22 protein-coding genes are annotated in these 23,007 nt (G+C 66.4%); 15 read left to right on the top strand and 7 right to left on the bottom strand.

Annotated elements, in window-relative coordinates; translation table 11 throughout:
* Positions 1–61: 61 nt before the first annotated feature.
* The 3 genes from MOE34_RS22075 (at position 62) to MOE34_RS22065 (ending at position 3,401) form a co-directional block, all read left to right on the top strand.
* Entirely contained in the window at positions 62–709 is a 648-nt protein-coding gene (locus MOE34_RS22075; protein WP_242224761.1) for a glutathione S-transferase family protein, read from the top strand.
* Positions 710–812: 103 nt separating this feature from the next.
* Positions 813–2,300 carry an MDR family MFS transporter gene (locus MOE34_RS22070; protein ID WP_242224759.1) on the top strand — a complete coding sequence of 496 codons (1,488 nt, stop codon included), beginning with the start codon at positions 813–815 and terminating at the stop codon, positions 2,298–2,300.
* 90 nt (positions 2,301–2,390) lie between these two features.
* Positions 2,391–3,401 carry a tyrosine-type recombinase/integrase gene (locus MOE34_RS22065; RefSeq protein WP_242224910.1) on the top strand — a complete coding sequence of 337 codons (1,011 nt, stop codon included), beginning with the start codon at positions 2,391–2,393 and terminating at the stop codon, positions 3,399–3,401.
* A gap of 2 nt (positions 3,402–3,403) precedes the next feature.
* Here MOE34_RS22065 and MOE34_RS22060 read toward each other — a convergent pair whose 3' ends face one another.
* Complete coding sequence (locus tag MOE34_RS22060; RefSeq protein ID WP_242224758.1) at positions 3,404–4,030, bottom strand: RBBP9/YdeN family alpha/beta hydrolase; 627 nt, start codon at positions 4,028–4,030, stop codon at positions 3,404–3,406.
* A 146-nt stretch (positions 4,031–4,176) separates the two neighbouring features.
* Positions 4,177–4,863, bottom strand: a complete 687-nt coding sequence (locus MOE34_RS22055) for a GntR family transcriptional regulator (protein WP_242224757.1) — start codon at positions 4,861–4,863, stop codon at positions 4,177–4,179.
* Positions 4,864–5,163: 300 nt separating this feature from the next.
* On the opposite strand from MOE34_RS22055, the gene MOE34_RS22050 reads away from it, so the two are divergent.
* The 6 genes from MOE34_RS22050 to MOE34_RS22025 all read left to right on the top strand — a co-directional run bounded on the left by MOE34_RS22050 (position 5,164) and on the right by MOE34_RS22025 (position 11,947).
* Entirely contained in the window at positions 5,164–6,219 is a 1,056-nt protein-coding gene (locus tag MOE34_RS22050) for an ABC transporter ATP-binding protein (RefSeq protein WP_242224907.1), read from the top strand.
* 2 nt (positions 6,220–6,221) lie between these two features.
* Positions 6,222–7,145, top strand: a complete 924-nt coding sequence (locus MOE34_RS22045; protein ID WP_242224756.1) for an ABC transporter permease — start codon at positions 6,222–6,224, stop codon at positions 7,143–7,145.
* Positions 7,138–7,941, top strand: coding sequence for an ABC transporter permease (locus MOE34_RS22040; RefSeq protein WP_242224755.1), 804 nt, complete (start codon positions 7,138–7,140; stop codon positions 7,939–7,941). Before MOE34_RS22045 ends, MOE34_RS22040 begins: the two co-directional genes overlap by 8 nt.
* A gap of 28 nt (positions 7,942–7,969) precedes the next feature.
* Positions 7,970–9,004 carry an extracellular solute-binding protein gene (locus MOE34_RS22035; protein ID WP_242224905.1) on the top strand — a complete coding sequence of 345 codons (1,035 nt, stop codon included), beginning with the start codon at positions 7,970–7,972 and terminating at the stop codon, positions 9,002–9,004.
* 75 nt (positions 9,005–9,079) lie between these two features.
* Positions 9,080–10,261 (top strand): serine hydrolase domain-containing protein, encoded by a 1,182-nt coding sequence (locus MOE34_RS22030; RefSeq protein WP_242224754.1) that lies wholly within the window; start codon positions 9,080–9,082, stop codon positions 10,259–10,261.
* 15 nt (positions 10,262–10,276) lie between these two features.
* The gene (locus tag MOE34_RS22025; RefSeq protein WP_242224753.1) at positions 10,277–11,947 is read left to right on the top strand and encodes an amidohydrolase; all 1,671 of its coding nucleotides are present in this window, start codon (positions 10,277–10,279) and stop codon (positions 11,945–11,947) included.
* Here the strand turns inward: MOE34_RS22025 and MOE34_RS22020 are convergent.
* The 5 genes from MOE34_RS22020 to MOE34_RS22000 all read right to left on the bottom strand — a co-directional run bounded on the left by MOE34_RS22020 (position 11,938) and on the right by MOE34_RS22000 (position 16,583).
* Positions 11,938–12,729 carry a carbon-nitrogen hydrolase family protein gene (locus tag MOE34_RS22020; protein ID WP_242224752.1) on the bottom strand — a complete coding sequence of 264 codons (792 nt, stop codon included), beginning with the start codon at positions 12,727–12,729 and terminating at the stop codon, positions 11,938–11,940. The genes MOE34_RS22025 and MOE34_RS22020 overlap by 10 nt on opposite strands.
* Positions 12,730–12,734: 5 nt before the next feature.
* Positions 12,735–13,532, bottom strand: a complete 798-nt coding sequence (locus MOE34_RS22015; protein WP_242224751.1) for an ABC transporter permease — start codon at positions 13,530–13,532, stop codon at positions 12,735–12,737.
* A complete protein-coding gene (locus tag MOE34_RS22010; protein ID WP_160785762.1) occupies positions 13,529–14,383 on the bottom strand; it encodes an ABC transporter permease in 855 nt (284 codons plus the stop codon). The genes MOE34_RS22015 and MOE34_RS22010 overlap by 4 nt, the downstream gene beginning before the upstream one ends.
* Entirely contained in the window at positions 14,380–15,414 is a 1,035-nt protein-coding gene (locus MOE34_RS22005; RefSeq protein ID WP_242224750.1) for an ABC transporter ATP-binding protein, read from the bottom strand. The genes MOE34_RS22010 and MOE34_RS22005 overlap by 4 nt, the downstream gene beginning before the upstream one ends.
* Before the next feature lie 80 nt (positions 15,415–15,494).
* The gene (locus tag MOE34_RS22000; RefSeq protein WP_242224749.1) at positions 15,495–16,583 is read right to left on the bottom strand and encodes an ABC transporter substrate-binding protein; all 1,089 of its coding nucleotides are present in this window, start codon (positions 16,581–16,583) and stop codon (positions 15,495–15,497) included.
* 312 nt (positions 16,584–16,895) lie between these two features.
* Here MOE34_RS22000 and MOE34_RS21995 point away from each other — a divergent pair, with 312 nt between their 5' ends.
* The 6 genes from MOE34_RS21995 (at position 16,896) to cueR (ending at position 23,002) form a co-directional block, all read left to right on the top strand.
* Positions 16,896–17,909: a LysR substrate-binding domain-containing protein gene (locus MOE34_RS21995; protein ID WP_242224747.1), complete on the top strand. Its 1,014-nt coding sequence runs from the start codon at positions 16,896–16,898 to the stop codon at positions 17,907–17,909.
* Between the two features lie 17 nt (positions 17,910–17,926).
* Entirely contained in the window at positions 17,927–19,099 is a 1,173-nt protein-coding gene (locus MOE34_RS21990; protein WP_242224746.1) for an aminotransferase, read from the top strand.
* Positions 19,100–19,317: 218 nt separating this feature from the next.
* Entirely contained in the window at positions 19,318–19,785 is a 468-nt protein-coding gene (locus tag MOE34_RS21985) for a MarR family winged helix-turn-helix transcriptional regulator (protein ID WP_242224744.1), read from the top strand.
* 60 nt (positions 19,786–19,845) lie between these two features.
* Positions 19,846–20,058 carry a heavy-metal-associated domain-containing protein gene (locus tag MOE34_RS21980; protein WP_242224742.1) on the top strand — a complete coding sequence of 71 codons (213 nt, stop codon included), beginning with the start codon at positions 19,846–19,848 and terminating at the stop codon, positions 20,056–20,058.
* A 74-nt stretch (positions 20,059–20,132) separates the two neighbouring features.
* The gene (locus MOE34_RS21975; protein WP_242224741.1) at positions 20,133–22,595 is read left to right on the top strand and encodes a heavy metal translocating P-type ATPase; all 2,463 of its coding nucleotides are present in this window, start codon (positions 20,133–20,135) and stop codon (positions 22,593–22,595) included.
* Entirely contained in the window at positions 22,592–23,002 is a 411-nt protein-coding gene (cueR, locus tag MOE34_RS21970) for a Cu(I)-responsive transcriptional regulator (RefSeq protein WP_242224740.1), read from the top strand. The genes MOE34_RS21975 and cueR overlap by 4 nt, the downstream gene beginning before the upstream one ends.
* Positions 23,003–23,007 lie beyond the last annotated feature (5 nt).

The raw sequence follows: 23,007 nt of genomic DNA, 5'->3' as shown, positions 1-23,007 counted from the left end.
GTAGGGTGTCGGCGCCGCGCCATGCCGGCCGTCTTTCAGGAAGACAACCACGGAGCCGACAATGACCGTCACCATCACAGCCTTCGAAAGCTCGCCCGACCGCGGCAGGGGGCAGGCGCGCGACATGCGGGTGCGCTGGGCGCTGGAGGAAGTGGGCCAGCCCTACGACGTCCGCCTCCTCTCCTTCGCGGCGATGAAGGAGCCGGCCCATATCGCCCTCCAGCCCTTCGGGCAGATACCGACCTATGAGGAGGACGGCCTCGCCCTGTTCGAGACCGGCGCCATCGTCCTCCATATCGCCGAGCGCCATCCGGGCCTGCTGCCCGGGGACGCGCATGCCCGGGCGCGCGCCGTCGCCTGGATGTTCGCCGCGCTCAACACCGTGGAGCCGCCGATCATCGAGCGCGAGGCGGCCGGTTATGCTGAAGGAGACAAGCCCTGGCACAGGGAGCGCATGCCGATGCTCGACGGCCGCGTCCATGCCCGGCTGCAGGCGCTTTCCCATCGGCTCGGCGATGCCGAATGGCCCGACGGCGCCTTCAGCGCGGGCGACCTCATGATGGTGACGGTGCTGCGCCGGCTGGAGCGGACGGACCTTCTGGACGCTTATGCGAACCTTCGGCCCTATATCGCCCGCGCCGAGGCCCGTCCCGCCTACAGGCGCGCCTTCGATGCGCAGCACGCCGTCTTCGCGCGGCTCGCCAGGTGACGGGACCGCTCTATTGGGTGGACTTCGCGGCCGAGAAGGTGTTTGACGGGTTCCGACGGAACGGAGCCGCCGCCAAGGCAGGCGAGATCATCGGATTTTATGAATGAATGATGCCCATCACCCGAACGGCACGGCAGCAGTAGCGCCCCCTGTCCTGTCGGAGCGCGAGAAGAACGTCATCATCGCCGGCGTGCTCCTGTCCATGCTGCTGGCGGCCCTCGACCAGACCATCGTCGCCCCCGCCATGCCGACGATCGGCCATGCGCTCGGCCATGCGGACTACCTGCCGTGGATCGTGACGGGCTATCTGCTGACCGCGACCGCCATGGCGCCGCTCTACGGCAAGCTATCGGACATCCACGGGCGGCGGCGGACGATCTTCGCCGCCATCGCGATCTTCCTCGTCGGCTCGCTGATCAACGCGCTCGCCCCCAACATGCCGACGCTGATCGCCGGCCGCCTCGTACAGGGGCTCGGCGGCGGCGGGCTGTTCGCGCTGACGCAGACGGTCATCGGCGACCTCGTGCCCCCGCGCGAGCGCGCCCGCTACGCGGCCTGGATCTCCGGGACCTGGGCCGTGGCGAGCATCGCCGGCCCGCTGCTCGGCGGCGCCTTCGCCGAACATCTCCACTGGTCGCTGATCTTCTGGATCAATATCCCGCTCGGCTTCATCGTGGTGGCGATCATCAACCGGCCGCTAAAGAAGCTGCCGTTGCCCAGCCGCGCGCACAGCATCGATGCGGCCGGGGCCGCGCTGCTCGTCGCGGCGACCTCGGTCCTGCTGCTCGCGCTCAACTGGGGCGGCAGCCGCTATGCCTGGCTTTCCCTCGCCATCCTCGGCCTTCTGGCCCTGTCGGCCCTCCTGTGGGCCGCCTTCGCCTTCAGGCTGCGGCGCGCGGCCGAGCCGCTCATCTCGCTGGAAGTCCTCGCCGATCCGGTCGTGCGCTGCGGAACGCTGGCGATCTTCCTCGTACAGGCGGCCAATGTCGGCCTGTCCGTCTATATCCCGCTCTATGTGCAATCGTTCCACGGCCTGTCCGCCGCCGACGCGGGCTTCACCATGGTCGGCATCCTGATGGGTACCGTGTTCGGTGCGGTGGCGAGCGGCCGGACGATCCCGAAGGCCGTCCACTACAAATGGATCGCCCTTGCCGGCGCGCTGTTCAGCGTCCTGTGCCTCTCCATCCTCGCCTTCTTCGCCGGACGAACCTCGCTGCCCACCTTCGAACTGCTGATCTTCTGCGTGGGCTTCGGCACGGGCATGACCTTCCCGGTCACCACGGTCTCCGTGCAGAACGCCGTCGATCAGGCGCATCTCGGCGTGGCGACCGGCGTGCTGACCTTCCTGCGCTCCCTCGGCGGTGCCCTCGGCGTGGCGATCCTCGGCGCCATCGCGCTCGGCAACGGCCTGCCGCTCGTCGGCGAGACCGTGCAGGCGAGCGAGACGGGCAGCCTGCCGGCGACGGCCTTCACCTACATCTTCGTCGCCTGCGCCAGTTCCATGGCGCTGTCGCTCGTCCTCTTCCACATGATGCCTGAAAGGCCGCTGCGCGGCAGCGTCCGGGACGAGCCGCCGGTGAGCATGGAATAGGCCGCGCCTCTCGCCTTGCCGCCGGTTGTGGCTCTATATGGAGACATGGCCAGAATCACCGACGACAGTCCCGAAAAGCGCCCCCAGGAGATGACGGCGCAGGATGCGCCCCTTCCCGCGCGTCTGCGGGACCTCACCGAGCGCGCCCGCGGCTATGTCGAGGCGGCCAGTTCCGCCAATACGCGCAAGGCCTACGCCTCGGACTGGAAGCATTTCTCCGCCTGGTGCCGCCGGCAGAACCTTTCCCCGCTTCCGCCCGATCCGCAGGTCGTCGGCCTTTACATCACGGCCTGCGCCTCCGGCGCCGCCGGGCGCGGCGGCAAGGCCAACACCGTCTCGACCATCGAACGGCGCCTTTCGGCCATAGGCTGGAACTGCGCCCAGCGCGGCCTCTCCCTCGATCGCGGCGACCGCCACATCGCCACCGTCCTTGCCGGCATCCGCAACCGGCATGCAGCCCCGCCCCGGCAGAAGGAAGCCATCCTTCCCGAAGACCTGATCGCCATGCTGGAAACGCTCGACCGCGGCTCGCTGCGCGGCCTGCGCGACCGCGCCATGCTGCTGCTCGGCTTTGCCGGCGGCCTGCGCCGCTCGGAAATCACCGGCCTCGACCTCGGGCGCGACCAGACGGAGGACGGCCGTGGCTGGGTCGAGATCTTCGACAAGGGCGCACTCCTGACGCTGCGCGGGAAAACCGGCTGGCGCGAGGTGGAAATCGGCCGGGGTTCCACCGAAACCACCTGTCCCGTCGCCGCGCTCGAAACCTGGATCCGGTTCGCGAGGATCGCCGGAGGCCCGCTCTTCCGCCGCGTGACCGGCAAGGGCAAGGCGGTCGGCCCGAACCGCCTCAACGACCAGGAGGTGGCGCGCCTGGTCAAGAAGACGGCGCTCGCCGCCGGCGTGCGCGGCGATCTTCCCGAGGCGGAGCGGGCGCTGAAATTCGCCGGCCACTCCCTGCGCGCCGGCCTTGCCTCCTCCGCCGAGATCGACGAACGGCATGTCCAGAAACAGCTCGGCCATGCCTCGGCGGAGATGACCCGCCGCTACCAGCGCCGGCGCGACCGCTTTCGCGTCAACCTCACCAAGGCAGCCGGTCTCTGACCTCAGTTGAGGGAAAGGCCGCCACCGGCGATGGCCGCGCTGAACAGCCTGCCATTCCCCGCCGCGCCCAGCGCCGAGCGCTCCTTCAGCAGATCGAGGAAATCGTAGCCGGCCGCCCAGCGGCCGAAGCCGCTCGCGACATTGATGTGTCCCGCCTCGCCGATATCGAAAAGGTCGCTTCCCCAGGCCGCCGCCGTGCGGCGCAACCGGTCGACGGGCATATAGGGATCGTTGAGGCTGCCGACGACAAGGGAAGGGAACGGCAGGCGGCGGCGCGGCATCGCGCCGAACCTGACGATGCAGGGATGCAGGCTCTCCGTCGCGTCGAGATCGCAGGGCGCGACGAGCAGCGCGCCGCGAACGCGCCCGGCAAGCCGGCTTTCGGCAAAGCGCGCCGCCAGAACGCAGCCGAGGCTGTGGCCGACAAGCCAGACATCCCGGCCGATCATCCCGATCTGGCGCTCCAGTTCGGCAAGCCAGCTCTCGCGCTGCGGGCAGGCCCAGTCATGCTGCTCCACCACCCGGCTCTCCGGGTTGTCACGCGCCCAGTAACGCTGCCAGTGGGCCTCGGAGGAGCCGTTGAGGCCCGGCAGGATGAGCGTGTCGACGGGGATATCGATGGAGCGCATGGCGGACCTTCCTTTGTGAACGGGCATAGTCCGAATGATGCCCGCCGCCCGCCGGTTTCGTAAGAAAGCGGCTGCTCCTGTCTGCAAGATCCATAAAAATTCTTTGCATCCCGGAGGGGAATGCGGGGTATCGGGCGGCGGACCGTTCAGCCGACCCTTCCGAGCGCCGCGACACGTTCGAAATGGCCGCGGCCGAGATGCCCCGTACCGTCGCAAATGTCGGCGGCGATGGCGGCTTTCAGGGCTTCCGCGTCCCGAGCGACGATAGCGGCCAGTGCCTCAGCGTGGCGGTCGACCTGATAGGTCTGCGACAGGGTCTCGCCGGCCCGGCGCATGAAGGGGCCGAGGCGCAGCCAGAGGGATTCGATGAGCGGCAGCGTCACCATGTCCGGCCGCGCCGTGTAGAGACAGCGGTGGAAATCGAAATTCGCCTCCACCAGCCGCCCGAAATCACGCGCGGCGAGCGCCTGGTCCGCCAGCCCGTCGAGGACGCGCAGCCGGGCGAGGTAAAGGTCGTCGATGAAGGGCAAGGCGCGTTCGGCGGCGCGGGTCTCCAGCGCGACACGCGCCTCCAGCACCTCCTCGAAACCCTCGGCGTCGAGGTCCGGCACGCGGACGCGGCGGTTGTCCAGAAGCTCGAGCGCACCCTCGGAGACCAGCCGGTGCAGGGCCTCGCGCACCGGCATGGCGCTGACGCCGAGCGTTTCGGCAAGGCCGTTGATGGTGACGGGTTCGCCGGGTTCGAACCCGCCCGCCATGATACCCCGCCGCAGCACGCGGTAGACCCACTGCTTGACGGATTCGGATGTCTCCCGGCCGGTTGCGACCAGCATGCTGAAACCCTCCTTTCTGCAGGCGCGACCCGCGCCGGCGCACCGCCCCAGGGCTGAATTCCGAGGGCTTTGCACGCAGGACGGATAAATCGGCAAAGCCTAAAATCGCCCTTTACAGATTTGATCAAATTATGATTTGCTGCAAGCATAAGCAAGACAAGCCTATCCCATAAGAGCCGTGATCGACGGCCGGGCAGGAACAGCCGGAGGCATGGGTGGGACAAGCCCGGACGCCGGCCGAAAAACGGGGAACCGATGACTGAGACCCGCACGACCGCGGCCCATGGCGGCGCCATCGGCATGCATGGCATCCAGAAATGGTTCGGCCATTTCCAGGCCGTCAACGATGTGACGCTGGATATCCGCCCGAACGAGTTCTTCACCCTTCTCGGCCCCTCGGGCTGCGGCAAGACCACGCTCCTGCGGATGATCGCCGGCTTCGAGCTGCCGACCGAGGGGCAGGTGCTGCTCGACGGCACGGACATTTCCCGCCTCCTGCCGAACCAGCGCCCGGTCAACACCGTCTTCCAGAACTACGCGCTCTTCCCGCACCTGACGGTCGCCGAGAATATCGGCTTCGGCCTCAAGATGCTCGGCAAGCCGAAGGCGGAGATCGACGGCGTCATCCGGGACATGCTGAAGCTCGTGCATCTCGAAGGACGCGGCGACAATCCGGTGACGCAACTTTCCGGCGGCCAGCAGCAGCGCGTGGCGCTCGCCCGCGCGCTCGCGCCCCGCCCGAAGGTGCTGCTGCTCGACGAGCCACTTTCCGCCCTAGACCTGAAGCTGCGCAAGTCCATGCAGATGGAACTGAAGCGCCTTCAGCTCGAAACCGGCATCACCTTCGTCTTCGTCACCCACGACCAGGAAGAGGCGCTCACCATGTCCGACCGCATCGCCGTCATGTCGACGGGCACCGTGCGGCAGGTCGGATCGCCCTGGGATATCTACGACCGTCCGGCCGAGCGCTTCGTCGCCGACTTCATCGGCGAGACGAATTTCCTGGAGGCCGAGGTGGTCTCCGTCTCCGGCAACAGCGCGCGCGTGCGCCTCTCCTCCGGCGCGGAAATCCCGGCAACCTTCCCGGCCGACATCACGCCGAGCGGCAAGGTCACCATCGTGGTCCGTCCCGAGCATGCCCAGGCCGGCGCGCCCTCGCCCGCCTCGCTCCTGCGCGGCACCGTTCACGAGATCGTCTATCTCGGCACCGATACCCATTTCCACGTCCGCCTCGATGACGGCACGGCCTTCACCGTGCGCCAGCAGAACGCCCGCAGCGGCCATTGCGGCTTCGCCAAGGACGACCCGATCGGAATCACCTTCAGCGACGACGTCGCCCAGATATTGAGGGATTGACGATGAGCGGCGCACAGGAAGCCGCCATCGCGGCCGAGAAAAAGGATATCCGCTCCCGCTGGCTGCTTAGCGCGCCGGCCCTGCTCATCATCTTCTGCGCGGCCGTCGGGCCGCTCTTCGTCATGCTGTTCTATTCCTTCATGGCGAAGGGCGACTATGGCGACGTGAAGTTCGGGGAATTCTCGCTCGACGGCTGGACTTCGGTCCTCTTCCAGCGCGACATCTTCGACGATACGCTGGGACTTGCCGACGCGCATCTCTCCATCATCTGGCGCTCGCTCCAGCTTTCCTTCTTCACGACGCTCTTCACCCTGATCCTCGGCTTCCCCACCGCCTATTTCATCGCGACCCGCCCGCCGCACACGCGTGAAATCTGGGTCTTCCTCGTCACCATCCCGTTCTGGACCAACCTTCTCATCCGCGCCTTCGCGATGCAGCAGGTCATTCGCAACGAGGGCCTCCTGAACAATGCCCTGCTCTGGCTCGGCATCATCAAGCAGCCGTTGCAGATCATGTATACGGACACCGCCAACCTGCTCGGCATGACCTATGTCTACCTGCCGCTCATGGTGCTGCCGCTCTATGCCTCGATCGAGAAACTCGACTTCCGGCTCGTGGAGGCGGGGTACGACCTCTATGCGACACGCTTCCAGGTCCTGCGGCGCATCGTCATTCCGCTGGTGAAGCCGGGCCTCATCGCCGGCTCCATCCTCGTCTTCATCCCCTCGCTCGGCGCCTATGTCATCCCGCGCGTGCTCGGCGGCGGCAAGAACATGATGCTCGGCAACCTGATCGAGATGCAATTCGGCTCGGGCCGCAACTGGCCGCTCGGCGCGGCCATGTCCATCACCCTGATGGCGCTGGTGATGATCGCGCTGATCTTCTACGTGAAAAACGCCTCGCGCGGAGGTGCCGGCCATGCGTAGATCGCGCTTCGACATCCGCGCCCAGCCCGGCTTCGGGCTGATCACGCTCTTCACCTTCTTCGCGCTCTACCTGCCGATCGCCGCGCTGGTCATCTACTCGTTCAACGGGGCGGAATCGCTGTCGCGCTGGGACGGCTTCTCCACCCGCTGGTTCGCGGCGGCCTGGCAGAACGCGGCCGTTCAGGACGCGGCGATCCGCTCGCTGGTCATCGCGACCTGGGCGGCGCTCATCGCCTCGATCGCCGCCACGATGGCCGCGCTTGCGACGACGCGCACGAAACCCTATCGCGGCCTGACCTTCAAATACGCGCTCATCAACCAGCCGCTCATGGTGCCGGAAATCGTGACGGCCGTGGCGCTGCTGATCGTCTTCTCGCGCATCAAGGTCTGGACCGGCTATTCGGGCCTCGGCTACCTGATCGCCGCCCATACGGCCTTCTGCATCCCCTTCGCCTACCTGCCGATCCGCGCCCGCCTCGAAAGCATGGACCTGACGCTGGAACGGGCGGCGGCCGACCTCTACGCATCGTCCTGGCAGACGTTCCGCTATGTCACCCTGCCGCTGCTGCGCCCGGCGATCATCGCCGGCTTCATGCTGGCCTTCGTCATCTCGCTGGACGACGTCGTCATCACGGAATTCGTGAAATCCGGCGGGCAGGACACGCTGCCGACCTACATGCTCGGCCAGCTCCGGCGCGAGACGTCGCCCGAGATCAACGCGATCGCGACCGTCTTCCTGGCGCTGTCCACCGCGCTGGTCGTGATCTTCTTCTTCATCAATAGAAAAAAACAGTGACCACCACAGAGAGGAACAGAGAATGAAAATGAAATGGATGACCACGACGGCGATGGCCGCGGCCGGCGTATTGGCCCTTGCGAGCGCCGCCTCCGCGGCCGGCGAGCTCAACATCTACAACTGGGGTGACTATACCAGCCCGGAACTCATCAAGAAGTTCGAGAAGGAATTCGACGTCAAGGTCACGATCACCGACTACGATTCCAACGACACGGCGCTCGCCAAGGTCCGCGCCGGCGGCCACGGCTTCGACATCGTCGTGCCCTCGGCCAACTACCTCCAGATCTGGGTCAAGGAAGGCCTGCTGCAGGAATCGCGGCCGGACCAGCTCGAGAACTTCAAGAATGTCGACGAGCGCTGGGTGGACGTGCCGTGGGATCCGGGCCGCCACTACAGCGTTCCGTGGCTCTGGGGCCTGACCGGCATCGGCGTCAACACCTCCGTCTACAAGGGCGACATCAACACCTCCGCCATCTTCCTCGACCCGCCGGAAGAGCTGGTCGGCAAGATCAACGTCGCGCCGGAAATGAACGACGTCCTCTTCGCCACCATCCGGTATTTCGGCGGCGAATGGTGCACGATGGACAAGGACGTGCTGCGCAAGGTGCGCGACAAGCTGGTCGAAGCCAAGGCGAAATGGCTCGCCATGGACTACTCCGTGACGGAGAAGTTCCCCGCCGGCGACTACTCGGCCGTCTACTACTGGAACGGCGCCATCATGCGCTCGCGCCTGAAGAACGCGGACATCAAGTTCGGCCATCCGAAGGAAGGCTTCCCCATCTTCATGGATAGCGTCGCGATCCTCAAGGATGCCAAGAACACCGACAACGCCAAGCTGTTCATGAACTTCATCATGGACCCGGAAAACGCCGCGATGATCTCCGCCTTCGCGAAATATTCCAACGGCATCAAGGGTTCGGAAAAATTCCTGCCGCCCGAGATGCAGTCGGCGCCGGAACTCGTCATCCCGGAGGAATTCGCCAAGGCCGGCGAATTCCTGCTGAGCTGCGAGCCGGAAACGCAGCAACTCTACACCAAGATCTGGACCGAGTTGCAGAAGTAAGCGGCACCGCCACAAAATGAGGACGGCCCGACGCGGGAAGGCTCCCTGCCTTCCCGCGCTTCGGCCGGATTTTCCATGATCAGGACCTTCAAGGACAGGCACGGCTTCGCCCGCGCCGACGTCACCCTCGCCAACTGGCGCACCGCCCCCTATAGCCGCTGGACCTTCCAGAACGTGCGCGATCTCGTGCCGACCGCCGTGATCGCCGCCGAGGTCGTGACGGCCGAAACGCCGCTCGAAAGCGCCGCCTTCCTCGATGCGGCGATGGAGACCGGCCTTGTGGGCGCGCCGACCGCCCGCGCCTTCCTCGACTTCGCCCATACCGACGCCTTCGTCATGATGCGGCGGGGCGAGATCGTCGCGGAGCACTACGCCCCGCACGCCGATCCGAACGCACCGCATCTCGTCTTCTCGATCTCCAAGTCGCTGACGGCGGTCGTCTCCGGCATCCTGGAGGCGGAGGGCCTTCTTGACCCGGATCGACCGGTGACGGACTACCTGCCGGAAGCCAGGGGCAGCGTCTACGGCGACTGCACCTATCGCGACGTGCTCGACATGCGCGTCAGCCTCGATTTCGAGGAAGCCTATCTCGATCCCTACGGCGCCTTCGCCCGCTATCGCCGCGCAATGCTGTGGAACCCGCCGATGAAGGACGCCGAGCCGGAAACGCTCGCCGCCTTCCTCCTCACGCTCCAGAAGGCCGAGCGGCCGCATGGCGGGCCGTTCTACTATGCCTCGCCCAATGCCGACCTTCTCGGCGTTGTCATCGAGCGCGCCACCGGCGCACGCTTTGCCGACCTTGCATCCGACCTTCTCTGGAAGCCGATGGGCGCGAAGGGCAATGCCGAGGTCACGGTCGATGCAATCGGCACGCCGCGCACCGCCGGCGGCGTCTCCATGACGGCGCGCGACCTCGCCCGCCTCGGGGAACTGCTGCGCAACCATGGCGTCCGGGCCGGCCGGCAGGTCGTTCCGGAAGGCTGGATCCGCGACATGCAGGAGAACGGCGACCGGGAGGCCTGGCGGGAGGGCCGCAATGTCGATCTGCCGAACGGGCGCTACCGCAGCCAGTGGTACCAGTCCGGCGAAGCAGACCACGCCTTTTGTGCTATCGGCATCCACGGCCAATGGCTCTATGTCGATCCCAGCACCGAGACGGTCATCGTCAAGCTCTCCTCCCAGCCGGAACCGCTCGGCGACGAAGAGAACCAGGATATCTTCACCTTCTTCCGGGCGCTCTGCGGCCGGGCCATCTGACGCGAGGAACACGCCATGCAGACCGAAGCGAGCTTCATCATCCGCAACGCGCGGGTGCTGACCATGGACGACGCCAATCCGCGTGCCGCCGCGCTCGCCGTTTCCGCAAACCGCATCCTGGCCGTCGGTTCCGAGGCGCAGATCGACGCCTATTCCGGCCCCGACACCCATGTGATCGACGCGAAGGGCGCGACGGTTCTACCCGGCTTCAACGAAGCGCATATGCACATCTTCGGCGGCTCGGCGGAACTGCGCGAGCTTTCGCTGATGGGCGTGAAGGGCTTCGACGCGCTCTCGGCGGCGCTGAAGGCCTATGCGGCCGACTATCCGCAGCGCGCGGTGCTGATCGCCCAGCATGCCGACTACACGATCCTTTCCGACGACGAACGCGTGACACGCCATCATCTCGACCGCATCCTGCCGGATCGCGCCGTGCTGATCTTCGCGCCGGACCATCATACCGCCTGGGCCAACACGCTGGCGCTGAAGATGGGCGGCATCCTCGAAGGGCGTGACGTCGGCATCGGCAACGAAATCGTCATGGGCGAGGACGGGCTGGCCAACGGGGAGCTGCGCGAGAGCAACGCCATCCGCCCCGTCTCCGCGCTCAGCGAAACGGGCGGGCGCGAGATGCTCGGCGTCGGCACCGGCGGCGACCCGGAGCATGTGACGGCTGAAGAGCGCGCCGCGGATATCGAGATTCTCAAGGAAGGTCTCGCCTATGTCGCCTCGCTCGGCATCACCTCGCTGCAGAACATGGACGGCAGCCTCTACCAGCTCGAAATGCTGGACGAGATCGAGAAGACCACCGGCCTGCCGGTGCGCGTGCGCATGCCCTTCCACATGAAGAACTTCATGCCGCTCTCCGATATCGAGGCCAAGGCAGCGGCATGGCGCAAGCGCTTCAATACCGATCGCCTGCGCTCCGATTTCGTCAAGCTCTTCATGGACGGCGTGACCGAATCGGGCACCGCCGTCTTTGTCGACGACTACAGTCACCAGCCCGGCTGGAAGGGCGACCCCCTGTTCTCGCAGGAAAGCTTCGACGCCATCGCCATTGCCGCCGACAAGCTCGGCCTGCCGGTCGCCGTGCACGCCATCGGCGACGGCGCGGTGCGCATGGTGCTGAACGGCTACGAGGCCGCCATCGAGGCCAATGGCAAGCGCGACAGCCGCAATCGCATCGAGCATATCGAGGTCGTCCATCCGGACGATATTCCGCGCTTCAAGCAACTCGGCACCGTCGCCTCCATGCAGCCGACGCATCCGCCGGGCAGCGCGGGCCTGCCGCTCGAACCCTATCTCTCCTATATCGGCGAGGAACGCTGGCCCTATGCCTTCGCCTGGCGCACGCTCACCGACGCCGGCGCGCCCATCGTCTTCGCCACCGACTGGCCGGTTTCCCCGCTCGACCCGATGCACTGCATCGAATGCGCCATGACGCGCACCGTCTGGAAGGGCGGCATGAAGGACGAACGGCTCTCCCTCCACGAAACGCTGGCCGCCTATACGAAGAACGGCGCATGGGTGGAGTTCATGGAGGACCGCAAGGGCGTGCTGAAACCCGGCTATCTCGCCGATATCGTCGTGCTCTCGGCCGATGTCGAGACCGCCGACTTCGGCGATCTCGCGAAGATCCGTCCCGTCACCACGATCTGTGACGGCCGGATCACCTATCAGGCCTGACGGTCAGGCCGGCCGAGATCGACGAGATAGGTGTTTTCCGCGCGGGACGTCGCATAGTCGCCGGGGCGGATTTCCGCGAAGAGCAGGGTCTCGCCCTCCGCCGGGGCCTCAGCCAGCAGCTTGCCGTCCGGGGCGGCGATGCGGGAAAGGCCGGCATAAGTGAAGCGGTCGTCCGCGCCGCAATGGTTGATATAGGCGACGAAAACCTGGTTTTCGAAGGCGCGAACCTGGATCATGTGGTTGGCGATGAAGGTGCCGGAAGAGCCTTTCGGCAAGGCGGTCGGCACGACGACGAGATCGGCGCCGGCCAGCGCCAGACGGCGCACGTTTTCCGGAAACTCCACATCGTAGCAGATCAGCATGCCGAGGCGCACGCCGCCAAGTTCCACCATGACCGAGGCGGGAGTGCCGGGCTGGAAGACGTCGCGCTCGTAATCGCCGTAGAGATGGGACTTGCGATAGACAGCATTGGTGCCGATGCCATCGGTGAAGAGCGCGCTGTTATAGGTCAGCGCACCCTCCCGCTCGGCAAAGCCCGCGACGATGGCGATGCCGTTGTCCCGTGCGATGGCGCCGAGCCGGGCCGCGACGTCGCCCGTCGCCGGCGAGGCCAGCCGGGTGAAGGCAGCGTCTCCCGCTCCGTAGCCGGTGACGGCAAGTTCCGGCACGATCAGCAGCTTGGCACCGCCGCCTGCGGCATCGGCGGCGGCAGCCGCGATGCGCTGGAGATTGGCTTCGCCGTCGCCGGCGATGGCATGCATCTGGAGGGCGGCGATCCGCATGGTTTCTAGTCCTTTGACGGCATCGCGCCGAGCAGCCTCGGCAGGTCACCGAAGCGCGCGACGAGACCGAAGATGGTGGCGGCGATCGCGACGAAAAGAACCGTGACCGAGGCCATCGTCGGCGTATAGCCGTAGCGCAGCGCGTTGAAGATCTTGATCGGCAGCGTCTCCATGGTGAAGCCGATCGTCATGTAGGCCACGATATATTCGTTGAGCGACAGCACGAAGGCGAAGGCGTAGCCGGAAACGAGATAGGGCAGGATCAGCGGCAGGACCACGGTGCGGAAGATCGTCCGGTCGTCCGCACCCATGGTCGCAGCGGCTTCCACAAGCGAGCGATCTATGGAGGAGAAGCCCAGCGAGAGCGTCACCAGCGGCAGCGTCACGAAGAAGATGGCGTGGCTGATGACAGCGGTCACCGGCTGACCGTAGAAGCCGGTCGTCGCCCAGAAGGTGAGGAGGCCGAGCGCGGTGATGACCGGCGGCAGCGTGAAAGGCGCGATGCCGAGAAGCTGGAAGATGTTCGCCCAGGGCGCATCGCGCCGCCAGAGGAACCAGGCGAGCGGCAGCGCGATCAGGAGCGCAACGGCGGCCGAAAGGGCGGCGAGCGTCACCGAGGCGAAGAGCGCGTTGCGCCATTCGGCATTTGCGAAGATCTCGCCGTACCAGCTCAGCGAGAAGCCCTGCGGCGGGAAGGCGAGCGTCTGCTTCTCGTTCACCGAAACGCCCGCGACGACGATGATCGGCAGCGAGAGAAAGAGGCCAACGAGGCCGAGATAGGCGCGCTGCAGGAAGGTGTTCATGCGGCTTCTCCCTTGCGGCCGGCATAGACCGTGAGCGCGACGAGGCCGAGCGTGACGAGCACGAGGAACACGGCCATGGCGGCGGCGAACGGCATGTTGGACTGGTAGATCGCCTGGTCGGTGATGAGCACGGAAAGCGTCCAGTGCTGCGGACGGCCGAGGATCTGCGGCAGGAGATAGGAGCCGAGCGCGAAGATGAAGACCATGATCAGGGTTGCGACGATGGTGTTGCGCAGGGCCGGCACGACGACCGTGAAGAAGGATTTGACCGGCGACGCGCCGAGGGTCCGCGCCGCCTCCGTCAATGTCGGATCGAGCCGCACGAGGGCCGGATAGAGCACGAGCACGGTATAGGGCAGTGCCTGGTAGACCATGGCGGTCAGCACCGCGCCGAAGCTCGGGTTCAGCGCCACGGCCTCCTTCATGATGCCGAGCGTGACGAGGAGATTGGTGATGCCGGCGGTGCGCGAGAACAGCGTCGACCAGGCAAAGCCGATGATGACTTCCGACAGCGACAGGATCGACAGCAAGCCGACCAGCCAGAGCACCTGCGTGCGGCGCTTGGCGCGCGAGAGCAGATAGGTGAAGGGCACGGCGAGCGCCACGCAGCAGATGGCGACGGTGACGGCGAGAAGCAGCGAGAAGCCGAGCACCTTGCCGAAGAACAGGCTGAGGAAACGGGCGTAGTTGTCGAAGACGAAATCAGCCGAGTAGAAGCCGGCCGGATCGCGCTTGAAGAAGGAGACGGCGATCATCGTCGCGAAGGGCACGACGAAGAAGACGATCAGCATGCCTGCCGGAAAGACGAGCGGGCCGTAATCGGAAAGCTTCTGCGGGGCTTCGCGTCTCATGACTTCAGCACCACGCAATCGGCCGGGTCGAGCTGGATGCCGACCTGCTGGCCGACGGAGACATCCGGCCGGGCGTTCGGCATGGAGACGGCGACGACCTGCTTGCCGCCGGCCTCCACGAAGGTTTCCACCGTGCCGCCGAGATCGCGCACGAAGGTGACCGTGCCGGTGATCGCGCCATTGCCGGGGGCTGTGAGACGCACGTCCTCCGGGCGCACCGAGAGAATGCCCGAGGTGAGGCCGGAGGGGATGGCGAGGCCGGAAACCGTTGTGCCCAGAACCGAGGCGCCCGTGGCGTCGGCGGAGAAGTCTATAAGGTTCGTCATGCCGATGAAGTCGGCGACGAAGGTGTCGGCAGGGCGTCGGTAGATCTCGACCGGCGGGGCGGCCTGGCGGATCTCGCCGCCGTTCATCACCACGACCGTGTCGGCCATGGTCATGGCCTCGCGCTGGTCGTGGGTGACGACGATGGTGGTGATGCCGAGGCGCTGCTGGAGCTGGCGCAACTCCACCTGCATGGCCTCGCGCAGCTTGGCGTCGAGCGCCGAAAGCGGCTCGTCGAGCAGGAAGAGTTTTGGCGAGATGGCAAGCGCCCGGGCGATGGCGACACGCTGGCGCTGGCCGCCGGAGAGTTTCGCGACGGGGCGGTCGGCATAGCCCGTAAGGTGGATCATCGACAGAAGCTCGTCGACGCGCTTCTTCTGTTCCTCCTTGCCGACGCCACGGATGCGCAGCGAATAGGCGATGTTCTCGCCGACGGAAAGGTGCGGGAAGAGCGCCAGCGACTGGAAGACCATACCGAGGTCGCGCTTGTGGGTCGGGACATGGGTGATGTCCCGATCGTCAAGGCGGATTTCGCCGCTCGTCGGCAGGTCGAGACCGGCGACCATGCGCATCAGCGTGGTCTTGCCGCAACCGGAGGGGCCGAGCAGGCAGACGAAGGTGCCATGTGGCACCGTGAGCTGCACGTTCCTGACGGCCGTAAACGTGCCGAATTGCTTGGTGACGTTCTGAAGGGTCAGCCCGGACATTGGTTCTCCGCTCGGCGCGCTTGTTATTCTTGCGCCCGGCCGCTTCATGCGGGCGGCCGGGCGGGATCGGCAGGCTCTTATCAGCCGACGATCATTTCCGTCCACTTCTGGTTCAGCCAGTCGGCCTTGGTGGTGTAGAGGTCGTAGCGCGGGATGATCGGATCGATATCGGACGAAACCGCAGCGAATTCCTCGGCCGTGAGGTCGAGCAGGTCACGCTTGACGGTGGGCGCGGTGCCGACCTTGCGCGACAGCAGCGCCTGGATCGACGGCTGGCTCATGTAGTTCATGAAGATATGGGCTTCCTCGACCTTGCTGGAAGCGCGCGACAGCGCCCAGCAGCCTGAATCCATGATGCCGCCTTCCTTGGGGAAGGTGGAGCGGACCGGATGGCCGTCTTTGGCGGCAAGGCCCGTCACGTCATGATAGTACTGGCCCATCGGGATTTCGCCCGACTTCAGCGACTGCTCGAACTGCGCCTCGTCACGATACCACAGGCGCACGTTCGGGCGGACCTCGGCGAGCTTCTCGAAGGCCTTGAGGATACCTTCCTCAGTGTCGAGCACGTTCGTGCCGCCGAAATGGGTCTTGGCGGTCACTTCCAGCAGGAAGGAGTTGGAGACGAGTGCCAGCAGGCCGAGCTTGTCGGCGTTCGCCGGATCCCAGAACGCGGCCCAGGAGGTCGGTGCTTCCTTGAAGACATCCGTGTTGGTGACGAGCGTGATGTACCAGGCGACGGCGCCGATGCCGGCCACGCGGCCATCCGGGTACTTGTTGATGAAATGCTCGATGAGGTTCGAGGCGTTCGGAATCTTCGCCATGTCGAGCGGCGCCCACAGTTCGGTGGACTGGCCCTTCAGCATGGCGACCTGCGACATCATCGAGACGTCGGCCGGGGCCTGACCGGCGCGGGCGGCCTGCTCGAGCTGGACGAGCCACGCTTCACCCGTCGGCTCGGCGACCGATTCCACGGCGATGCCCGTCGCCTTCGTGAAGTCGGCGAAGATGTTCTTGTCAAAGGAATCCTTGAAATAGCCGCCGTAGACGCCGACCTTCAGCGACCGTTCCTGCGCGCGCAGGATCGCGGGCATGGCAAGCAGCGAGGCGCCGGCGACGCCCGCGCCCAGCACGGCGCGGCGGCTGGCATTGGTCTTGAGGATATCACGCATGGTGGTCTTTCTCCTTGTAGGCCGGCGGGTCGATCCCGCCCGGCTTGTTCCCGTTGTCGCCATTCTATGCCAGCCGGTCGCCGGCACGGAAGGGGCGAAAGCCGCCGGGGCAGGAATTTCGGGAAGAAAGCCCGGCATCGCCTGCCGTACGCCGCGCCTTCGCCCTCTTGAGGGCAGGGCCGTGAGCCTCCCGATCCGTTCCCCGGGGCTACGCCCTCGTTTTTCGTATTATCGTTGCAAAACGTCTGGAAAATCAATTGACATTGTTATAGCGTTTCCGGTGAGAAAAATTCACATACCGGGTTCGTTTTCATGGCCTCGCGCCTGCCGCCGCTCAATCCCCTGCGCGCCTTCGAGGCCACCGTCCGCCGGGGATCCGTTTCGGCCGCCGCCCGGGAATTGAGCGTGACGCACGGCGCGATCAGCCACCAGATCCGCGCGCTGGAGGAGGCGCTCGGCATGGCGCTCTTCGAGCGCGGCGGCAAGCGGCTGAAGCTGACACCGCAGGGCGCGCTGCTGCTGCCGGCCGTCACCAATGCGTTCGGGGAGATCGCGGCGGCGACCGCGCTCATGCGCCAGCCGGAAACGCGCGGCGAGATCACCATCGCCTGCGTGCCGGCCCTGCTCTCGCTCTGGCTGCTTCCGCGCCTCGACACCTTCACCGACCAGTTTCCCGGCGTACGCGTCTCGCTGATCGCCTCCAACGATGCCGATCACCTACGCTCGCTGGATACCGACGTCTGTGTCTTCTACGGCGACGGCAACTGGCCGGATTGCTGGACACGGCTGTGGTCCAACATCCAGCTCTTCCCGGTCGCCAGCCCGACGCTGCTCAACAGCCGGCCGCTGCGCTCCGTGCGCGACCTTGCCGACCACACGCTCTTCCATGGCGACGACGGGCGCGAGTGGAACACCTGGCTCGCGGCGGCCGACGCCATCGACATGGTGCGCGGCAGCCAGCACTTCATGAGCGACGCCCGCCTTTCCACGGAGGCCGCGCTGCACGGCCACGGCATCGCGCTCGGCGACACGATCACCGCCGGCAACCTCATCGCCCGGGGCGAGCTGGTCGTGCCCTTCGACCTGACGGTGCCGGCCAACCACGCCTTCTACGTCACCTGCCGACAGTCCGCCCGCCAGACGCCGATCGTCAAGGTGTTCATCGACTGGCTCTTCGCCTCGCTCGAGGAGAACCTGCCCGAACCGCACGCTTCCGCCCGCATGCTGCTGCGCGGCCGCGGCCGCGCAGCCGAACCCCATCGCCCCCTCCCGGCCCCGGCCCCGCGCCGGACCGCCTCCAGCCCCCAGCGCAAGACCCGCGCCTGACCTTCAGAGACACGTCCATGCCCCGCTTCAATCCGCTCGTCGAAACCCTCGCCGCCCCGCCGATCCCCTCCGTCTTCGCCTGGGCCGCCGCCTATGACGGCCGCAACGGGCCGATGATCGACCTGTCGCAGGCCGTGCCCGGCTATCCGCCTCATCCGGAAATGTTGCGCCTGCTCGGCGAGAACGCCGCTTCCCGCGCCTATACCGGATACGGCCCCATCGAGGGCGAGGAGAACCTGCGCAAGGCTTATGGCGCACATCTTGCCGGGACTTACGGCGCGCCGCTTGCAGCCGACAACGTCCATGTCACATCGGGCTGCAACCAGGCCTTCATCTGCGCCGCCATGGCGATTGCCGGGGCGGGCGACGCCGTGCTGATGAGCGACCCCTATTACTTCAACCAGGAAACCACCCTGGCCATGCTCGGCATCAAGACGCGCTTCGCGCCCTGCGACCCGGAGAACGGCTTCCTGCCGGACATCGATACGCTTGCCGCCGCCATCGCGCCGGACGTCCGGGCGATCGCCCTCGTCTCCCCGAACAACCCGACGGGAGCGGTGTATCCGCCGGAGCTGCTTTCGGCCATCTACGACCTGTGTGCGGCGCGCGGCATCTGGCTCATCCTCGACGAGACCTATCGCGATTTCCTGCCTGTCGGCGCGGGCCGTCCGCACGAGCTTTTCGGCCGCAAGGGCTGGGAAGAAACGTTGATCGGCCTCTACAGCTTCTCGAAATCCTTCTGCATCCCCGGCCACCGGCTCGGCGCCATCACGGCCGGCCCCGCCGTCGTCGAACAGGTGGCGAAAATCATGGACAATCTCCAGATCTGCCCGCCGCGCTCGGCGCAGGCCGCCGTCGCGACGGCCCTTCCGCTGCTTGCGGACTGGCGCGAGGAGAACCGGCGCGAGATCGCCCGCCGGGTGGAGGCGCTGCGCGCCACCATGGCCGGCGCACCGGCCTGGCGTGTCGGCGCGGTCGGCGCCTATTTCGCTTTCATCGGCCATCCGTTCGATGGCGTTTCCTCGGCAAGGGTGGCGGAGAAGCTGGCCAAGGAAGCCGGCATCCTCTGCCTTCCCGGCAGCTATTTCGGCGCGCGGCAGGAAGGCTACCTACGCTTCGCCTTCGCCAATGCCGATGTCGCGACGATCGGCCTCTTGCAGGACCGTCTCCAGCGATTCGTCCTCGACTGAGGAAACAGCCACCCATGATTGAGTGACGCCGGCCTGAAGTAAACGTCAGGCGTGGAGACGGATACGGTTTCCGGCAAAATCATTTCTCGCCCATGGATTGCGCGTAGAAAATTCCTGCAATCTCGCGAGACGCATCTTGCGCGGGCCATCCGTGCCTTTATGGTTCATTCCAGACCGCGTGCCGGGACCTGCCCGGCACGGGCGAGGATGGCCAAGCCTTGGAAAAGATAAGTGAAACTTACGAACTTCCGGCCGACGACGCGCTCGACACCTCCACCGTCGCCCAAAGCGTGACGCATCAGCTCCGGCGGGCGCACGGCCAGTTCACGAACCGTTTCCTGCTGCACTTTTCCAGGCTGAGCCTGCGCCCGGCCGAATTCAGCGTCCTGTCCCTGATCGCGCAAAATCCCGGCCGGAAGCAATCGGAGATTGCGGCAGCGCTTGGCATCCAGCGGGCGAATTTCGTGGTGCTGATGAACGAGCTGGAAAGCCGCCACCTGACGGAACGACGCAGCGCCCCGAACGACCGCCGCTCCTACGCGATCCACCTGACCCCGGCTGGAGAAAGCCTGCTGGCCGACGCCCGGCGCGCCGAGGCGGATTTCGAGGCGGACTGTCTGGAGCGGCTGGGCGGCACGCGCGCCCGCGACCAGTTCCTCACCCTCCTGCGGCGTCTTCTCGGATAGGCTCTTGACCTTGCCATGGGGGAAGGCTTCAGCATGCCGGTACAAAACAGGAGACCACCCATGAGCAACGAGACCACTCTCGCCTTCACCGTGTCCGACATGACCTGCGGCCACTGCGCCAAGACGATCACCAACGCCGTTCTCGCCGCCTATCCGTCCGCCAAGATCGATATCGACCTTGCCGCCAAGCGCGTCTCCATCGCCAATGCCGGCGACCGGGCCGCCGTCGCCTCCGTCATCGAGGCGGAAGGCTATTCGCCGGCCGATGCGTGATGCGTCGAAAGGACGCTTGACCTTGACATCATGGGAAGGTGCACGATCTATCCGAATAGGATGAAAGGTGCACCATGCCCACCGCGAACGACCAGCAGACCATCAAGCTTTCCATCTCCGACATGACCTGCGCCTCCTGCGTGCGCCGGGTGGAGAAGGCCATCGAAAAGGTGCCGGGCGTCACCGGCGCCGCCGTCAACCTCGCGACGGAAAAGGCCGACGTGACCTTTGCCGGCGCACCCGATGCCACGGCGGTCGCCGAGGCGGTGCGCAGGACGGGCTACGGCGTTACCGAGGAGGTGCTGGAATTTCCCGTCGAGGGCATGACCTGCGCCTCCTGCATCGGCCGCGTCGAAAAGGCGCTGAAGGCCGTGCCCGGCGTGCTGGAGGCCACCGCCAATCTGGCGCAGGAACGCGCCCGCGTGCGCCTTCTCAAGGGGGCTGCCTCCTTCGAGGATCTTGCCGCCGCGATCGAGAAGACGGGATACAGGGCCATTCGCGAGACGGCCGCCGCACCCGAGGAAGACCGGCGGGCCGCCGAGGCGAATACCCTGCGACGCGATCTCATGATCGCCGCCGTGCTCACCGCGCCGCTCTTCGTCATGGAGATGGGCGCGCATGCCTTCCCCTCCTTCGGTCATTATATCCATGCAACTCTCGGCATGCAGACGAGCCGGGTGATCCAGTTCGTGCTGGCGACTCTGGTGCTTCTCGGCCCGGGGCTGCGTTTCTTCCGCAAGGGCATTCCAAGCCTCCTGCGCCTTGCGCCGGATATGAATTCGCTCGTCGTCATCGGTACCTCCGCCGCCTGGAGCTTTTCCACGGTCGCGACCTTCGCGCCCGGCCTGCTGCCCGGCGGCACGGCCAATGTCTATTTCGAGGCGGCGGCGGTCATCGTGACGCTTATCCTCGCCGGACGCTATCTGGAGGCGCGCGCCAAGGGGCGCACCGGCGAGGCGATCCGCCACCTTGCCGGCCTGCGGGCGAAATCCGCCCGCGTGCTGCGCGACGGCAAGCCGGAGGACGTGCCGCTGGAGAGTGTCGTGCCCGGCGACATCTTGCTGGTGCGGCCCGGCGAGAAAGTGCCGGTCGACGGCGAGGTGACGGACGGCAACTCCTATATCGACGAATCCATGATCACCGGCGAGCCGATGCCCGTCGCGCGCCAGGCGGGCGACCGGGTGACGGGCGGCACGGTCAACACGACCGGCTCCCTCACCTTCCGCGCCACCCGCGTCGGGGCCGATACGGTGCTTTCACAGATCATCCGCATGGTGGAGGATGCGCAGGCGGCCAAACTGCCGATCCAGGCGCTGGTCGACCGCGTGACGCAATGGTTCGTGCCGGCGGTCATCGCCGTCGCGCTTATCACCTTCAGCCTCTGGCTGGCGCTGGGGCCAAGCCCGGTTCTCGCCCATGCGCTGGTCAACGCCGTCGCCGTGCTGATCATCGCCTGCCCCTGCGCCATGGGACTTGCGACGCCGACCTCCATCATCACCGGCACCGGGCGGGCGGCGGAACTCGGCGTGCTCTTCCGCCAGGGCACCGCGCTCCAGACGCTGGAGGGCACCGATATCGTCGCCGTCGACAAGACCGGCACGCTGACGCTCGGCCATCCGACGCTGACGGAAATCGTGCCGGCGGAAGGCTTTTCGCGCGGGGACGTCCTCACGCTGGTCGCCGCGGCCGAGATGCATTCCGAGCACCCGATCGCCACGGCCATCCATGAGGCGGCGGTGGCGGAGGGTATCGACCTTCCAGCGGCATCCGGCTTCGTCACCACATCGGGACAAGGCATTTCCGCAGAGGTTTCCGGCCGCAGGGTGGAAGCCGGTTCGGTCGGCTTCATGCAGGCGCGCGGGCTCGATGTCGCCCCCTTTGCCAGCGATGCCGAGCGGCTGGCCGCCGAGGGCGCTTCACCGCTTTATGCCGCCGTGGATGGCAAGCTCGCCGCCCTCTTCGCCGTCACCGATCCGGTGAAGCCGACGACGAAGGAGGCGGTCGCGCGCCTCAAGGCGCTCGGCATAGAGGTCGCGATGATCACCGGCGACAACCGCCGCACCGCCGAGGCCGTCGCGGCCAGGCTCGGTATCGATAGGGTGATGGCGGAGGTGCTGCCGGACGGCAAGGTCGCCGCCGTGCGCGAACTTTCGGCGGGCGGCGCAAAGAAGGTCGCCTTCGTCGGCGACGGCATCAACGATGCGCCGGCGCTCGCCGCCGCCGACACGGGCATCGCCATCGGCACCGGCACGGACGTAGCCATCGAGAGCGCGGACGTGGTGCTGATGGCCGGCGACATGCGGGGCGTCGCCACCGGCATCGCCCTGTCGCGGGCGACGATGCGCAACATCCGCCAGAACCTCTTCTGGGCCTTCGGCTATAATGTCGCGCTCATTCCGCTCGCCGCCGGCCTCTTCTATCCGGCCTTCGGCATCCAGCTCTCGCCGGCGCTGGCGGCGGGCGCCATGGCGCTCTCCAGCGTCTTCGTGGTCACCAACGCGCTGCGGCTGAAGCGCTTCAAGGGAGACAGGACATGAACATCGGCGAGGCGGCAGAGGCGACGGGCGTCACCGCCAAGATGATCCGTCACTACGAGCAGATCGGCCTCATCCGCGCCGCCGGCCGCACCGGCTCCGGCTATCGCGTCTACGGCCCCAGGGACCTGTCGACACTCTCCTTCATCCGAAGGGCGCGCGACCTCGGCTTTTCCATCGCCCAGATCCGCGACCTGCTCACCCTCTGGCAGGACCGCGCCCGCGCCTCCGCCGACGTCAAGCGCATCGCCAGCGAACATATCGACGAGATGAAGGCCAAGATGCGGTTGCTGGAGGAAATGGTGCACACGCTGGAGCACCTCTCCGCCCATTGCCACGGCGACGACCGGCCGGATTGCCCGATCCTCGAGCAGCTTGCGAGCGGAAAGGGCGAGGCGGGGTGCTGCTAGAGTAT

This window comes from Shinella zoogloeoides (assembly GCF_022682305.1).
GTDB lineage: Bacteria > Pseudomonadota > Alphaproteobacteria > Rhizobiales > Rhizobiaceae > Shinella > Shinella zoogloeoides_B.
The sequence above is the reverse complement of the archived record's forward strand: the minus strand, read 5'-3'. Positions and strand labels throughout refer to the sequence as shown.

Bases quoted from the DNA above. Each gene is read 5' to 3' on its own strand.
- MOE34_RS21975 (WP_242224741.1), top strand. From the start codon at position 20,133: ATGCCCACCGCGAACGACCAGCAGACCATCAAGCTTTCCATCTCCGAC.
- MOE34_RS22060 (WP_242224758.1), bottom strand. From the start codon at position 4,030: ATGCGCTCCATCGATATCCCCGTCGACACGCTCATCCTGCCGGGCCTC.
- MOE34_RS22070 (WP_242224759.1), top strand. From the start codon at position 813: ATGAATGATGCCCATCACCCGAACGGCACGGCAGCAGTAGCGCCCCCT.
- MOE34_RS22015 (WP_242224751.1), bottom strand. From the start codon at position 13,532: ATGAACACCTTCCTGCAGCGCGCCTATCTCGGCCTCGTTGGCCTCTTT.
- MOE34_RS22010 (WP_160785762.1), bottom strand. From the start codon at position 14,383: ATGAGACGCGAAGCCCCGCAGAAGCTTTCCGATTACGGCCCGCTCGTC.
- MOE34_RS21990 (WP_242224746.1), top strand. From the start codon at position 17,927: ATGCCCCGCTTCAATCCGCTCGTCGAAACCCTCGCCGCCCCGCCGATC.
- MOE34_RS22035 (WP_242224905.1), top strand. From the start codon at position 7,970: ATGAAATGGATGACCACGACGGCGATGGCCGCGGCCGGCGTATTGGCC.
- MOE34_RS22055 (WP_242224757.1), bottom strand. From the start codon at position 4,863: ATGCTGGTCGCAACCGGCCGGGAGACATCCGAATCCGTCAAGCAGTGG.
- MOE34_RS21995 (WP_242224747.1), top strand. From the start codon at position 16,896: ATGGCCTCGCGCCTGCCGCCGCTCAATCCCCTGCGCGCCTTCGAGGCC.
- MOE34_RS22050 (WP_242224907.1), top strand. From the start codon at position 5,164: ATGCATGGCATCCAGAAATGGTTCGGCCATTTCCAGGCCGTCAACGAT.
- MOE34_RS22020 (WP_242224752.1), bottom strand. From the start codon at position 12,729: ATGCGGATCGCCGCCCTCCAGATGCATGCCATCGCCGGCGACGGCGAA.
- MOE34_RS22045 (WP_242224756.1), top strand. From the start codon at position 6,222: ATGAGCGGCGCACAGGAAGCCGCCATCGCGGCCGAGAAAAAGGATATC.
- MOE34_RS22000 (WP_242224749.1), bottom strand. From the start codon at position 16,583: ATGCGTGATATCCTCAAGACCAATGCCAGCCGCCGCGCCGTGCTGGGC.
- MOE34_RS22065 (WP_242224910.1), top strand. From the start codon at position 2,391: ATGACGGCGCAGGATGCGCCCCTTCCCGCGCGTCTGCGGGACCTCACC.
- MOE34_RS22005 (WP_242224750.1), bottom strand. From the start codon at position 15,414: ATGTCCGGGCTGACCCTTCAGAACGTCACCAAGCAATTCGGCACGTTT.
- MOE34_RS21980 (WP_242224742.1), top strand. From the start codon at position 19,846: ATGAGCAACGAGACCACTCTCGCCTTCACCGTGTCCGACATGACCTGC.
- cueR (WP_242224740.1), top strand. From the start codon at position 22,592: ATGAACATCGGCGAGGCGGCAGAGGCGACGGGCGTCACCGCCAAGATG.
- MOE34_RS22075 (WP_242224761.1), top strand. From the start codon at position 62: ATGACCGTCACCATCACAGCCTTCGAAAGCTCGCCCGACCGCGGCAGG.
- MOE34_RS22030 (WP_242224754.1), top strand. From the start codon at position 9,080: ATGATCAGGACCTTCAAGGACAGGCACGGCTTCGCCCGCGCCGACGTC.
- MOE34_RS22025 (WP_242224753.1), top strand. From the start codon at position 10,277: ATGCAGACCGAAGCGAGCTTCATCATCCGCAACGCGCGGGTGCTGACC.
- MOE34_RS22040 (WP_242224755.1), top strand. From the start codon at position 7,138: ATGCGTAGATCGCGCTTCGACATCCGCGCCCAGCCCGGCTTCGGGCTG.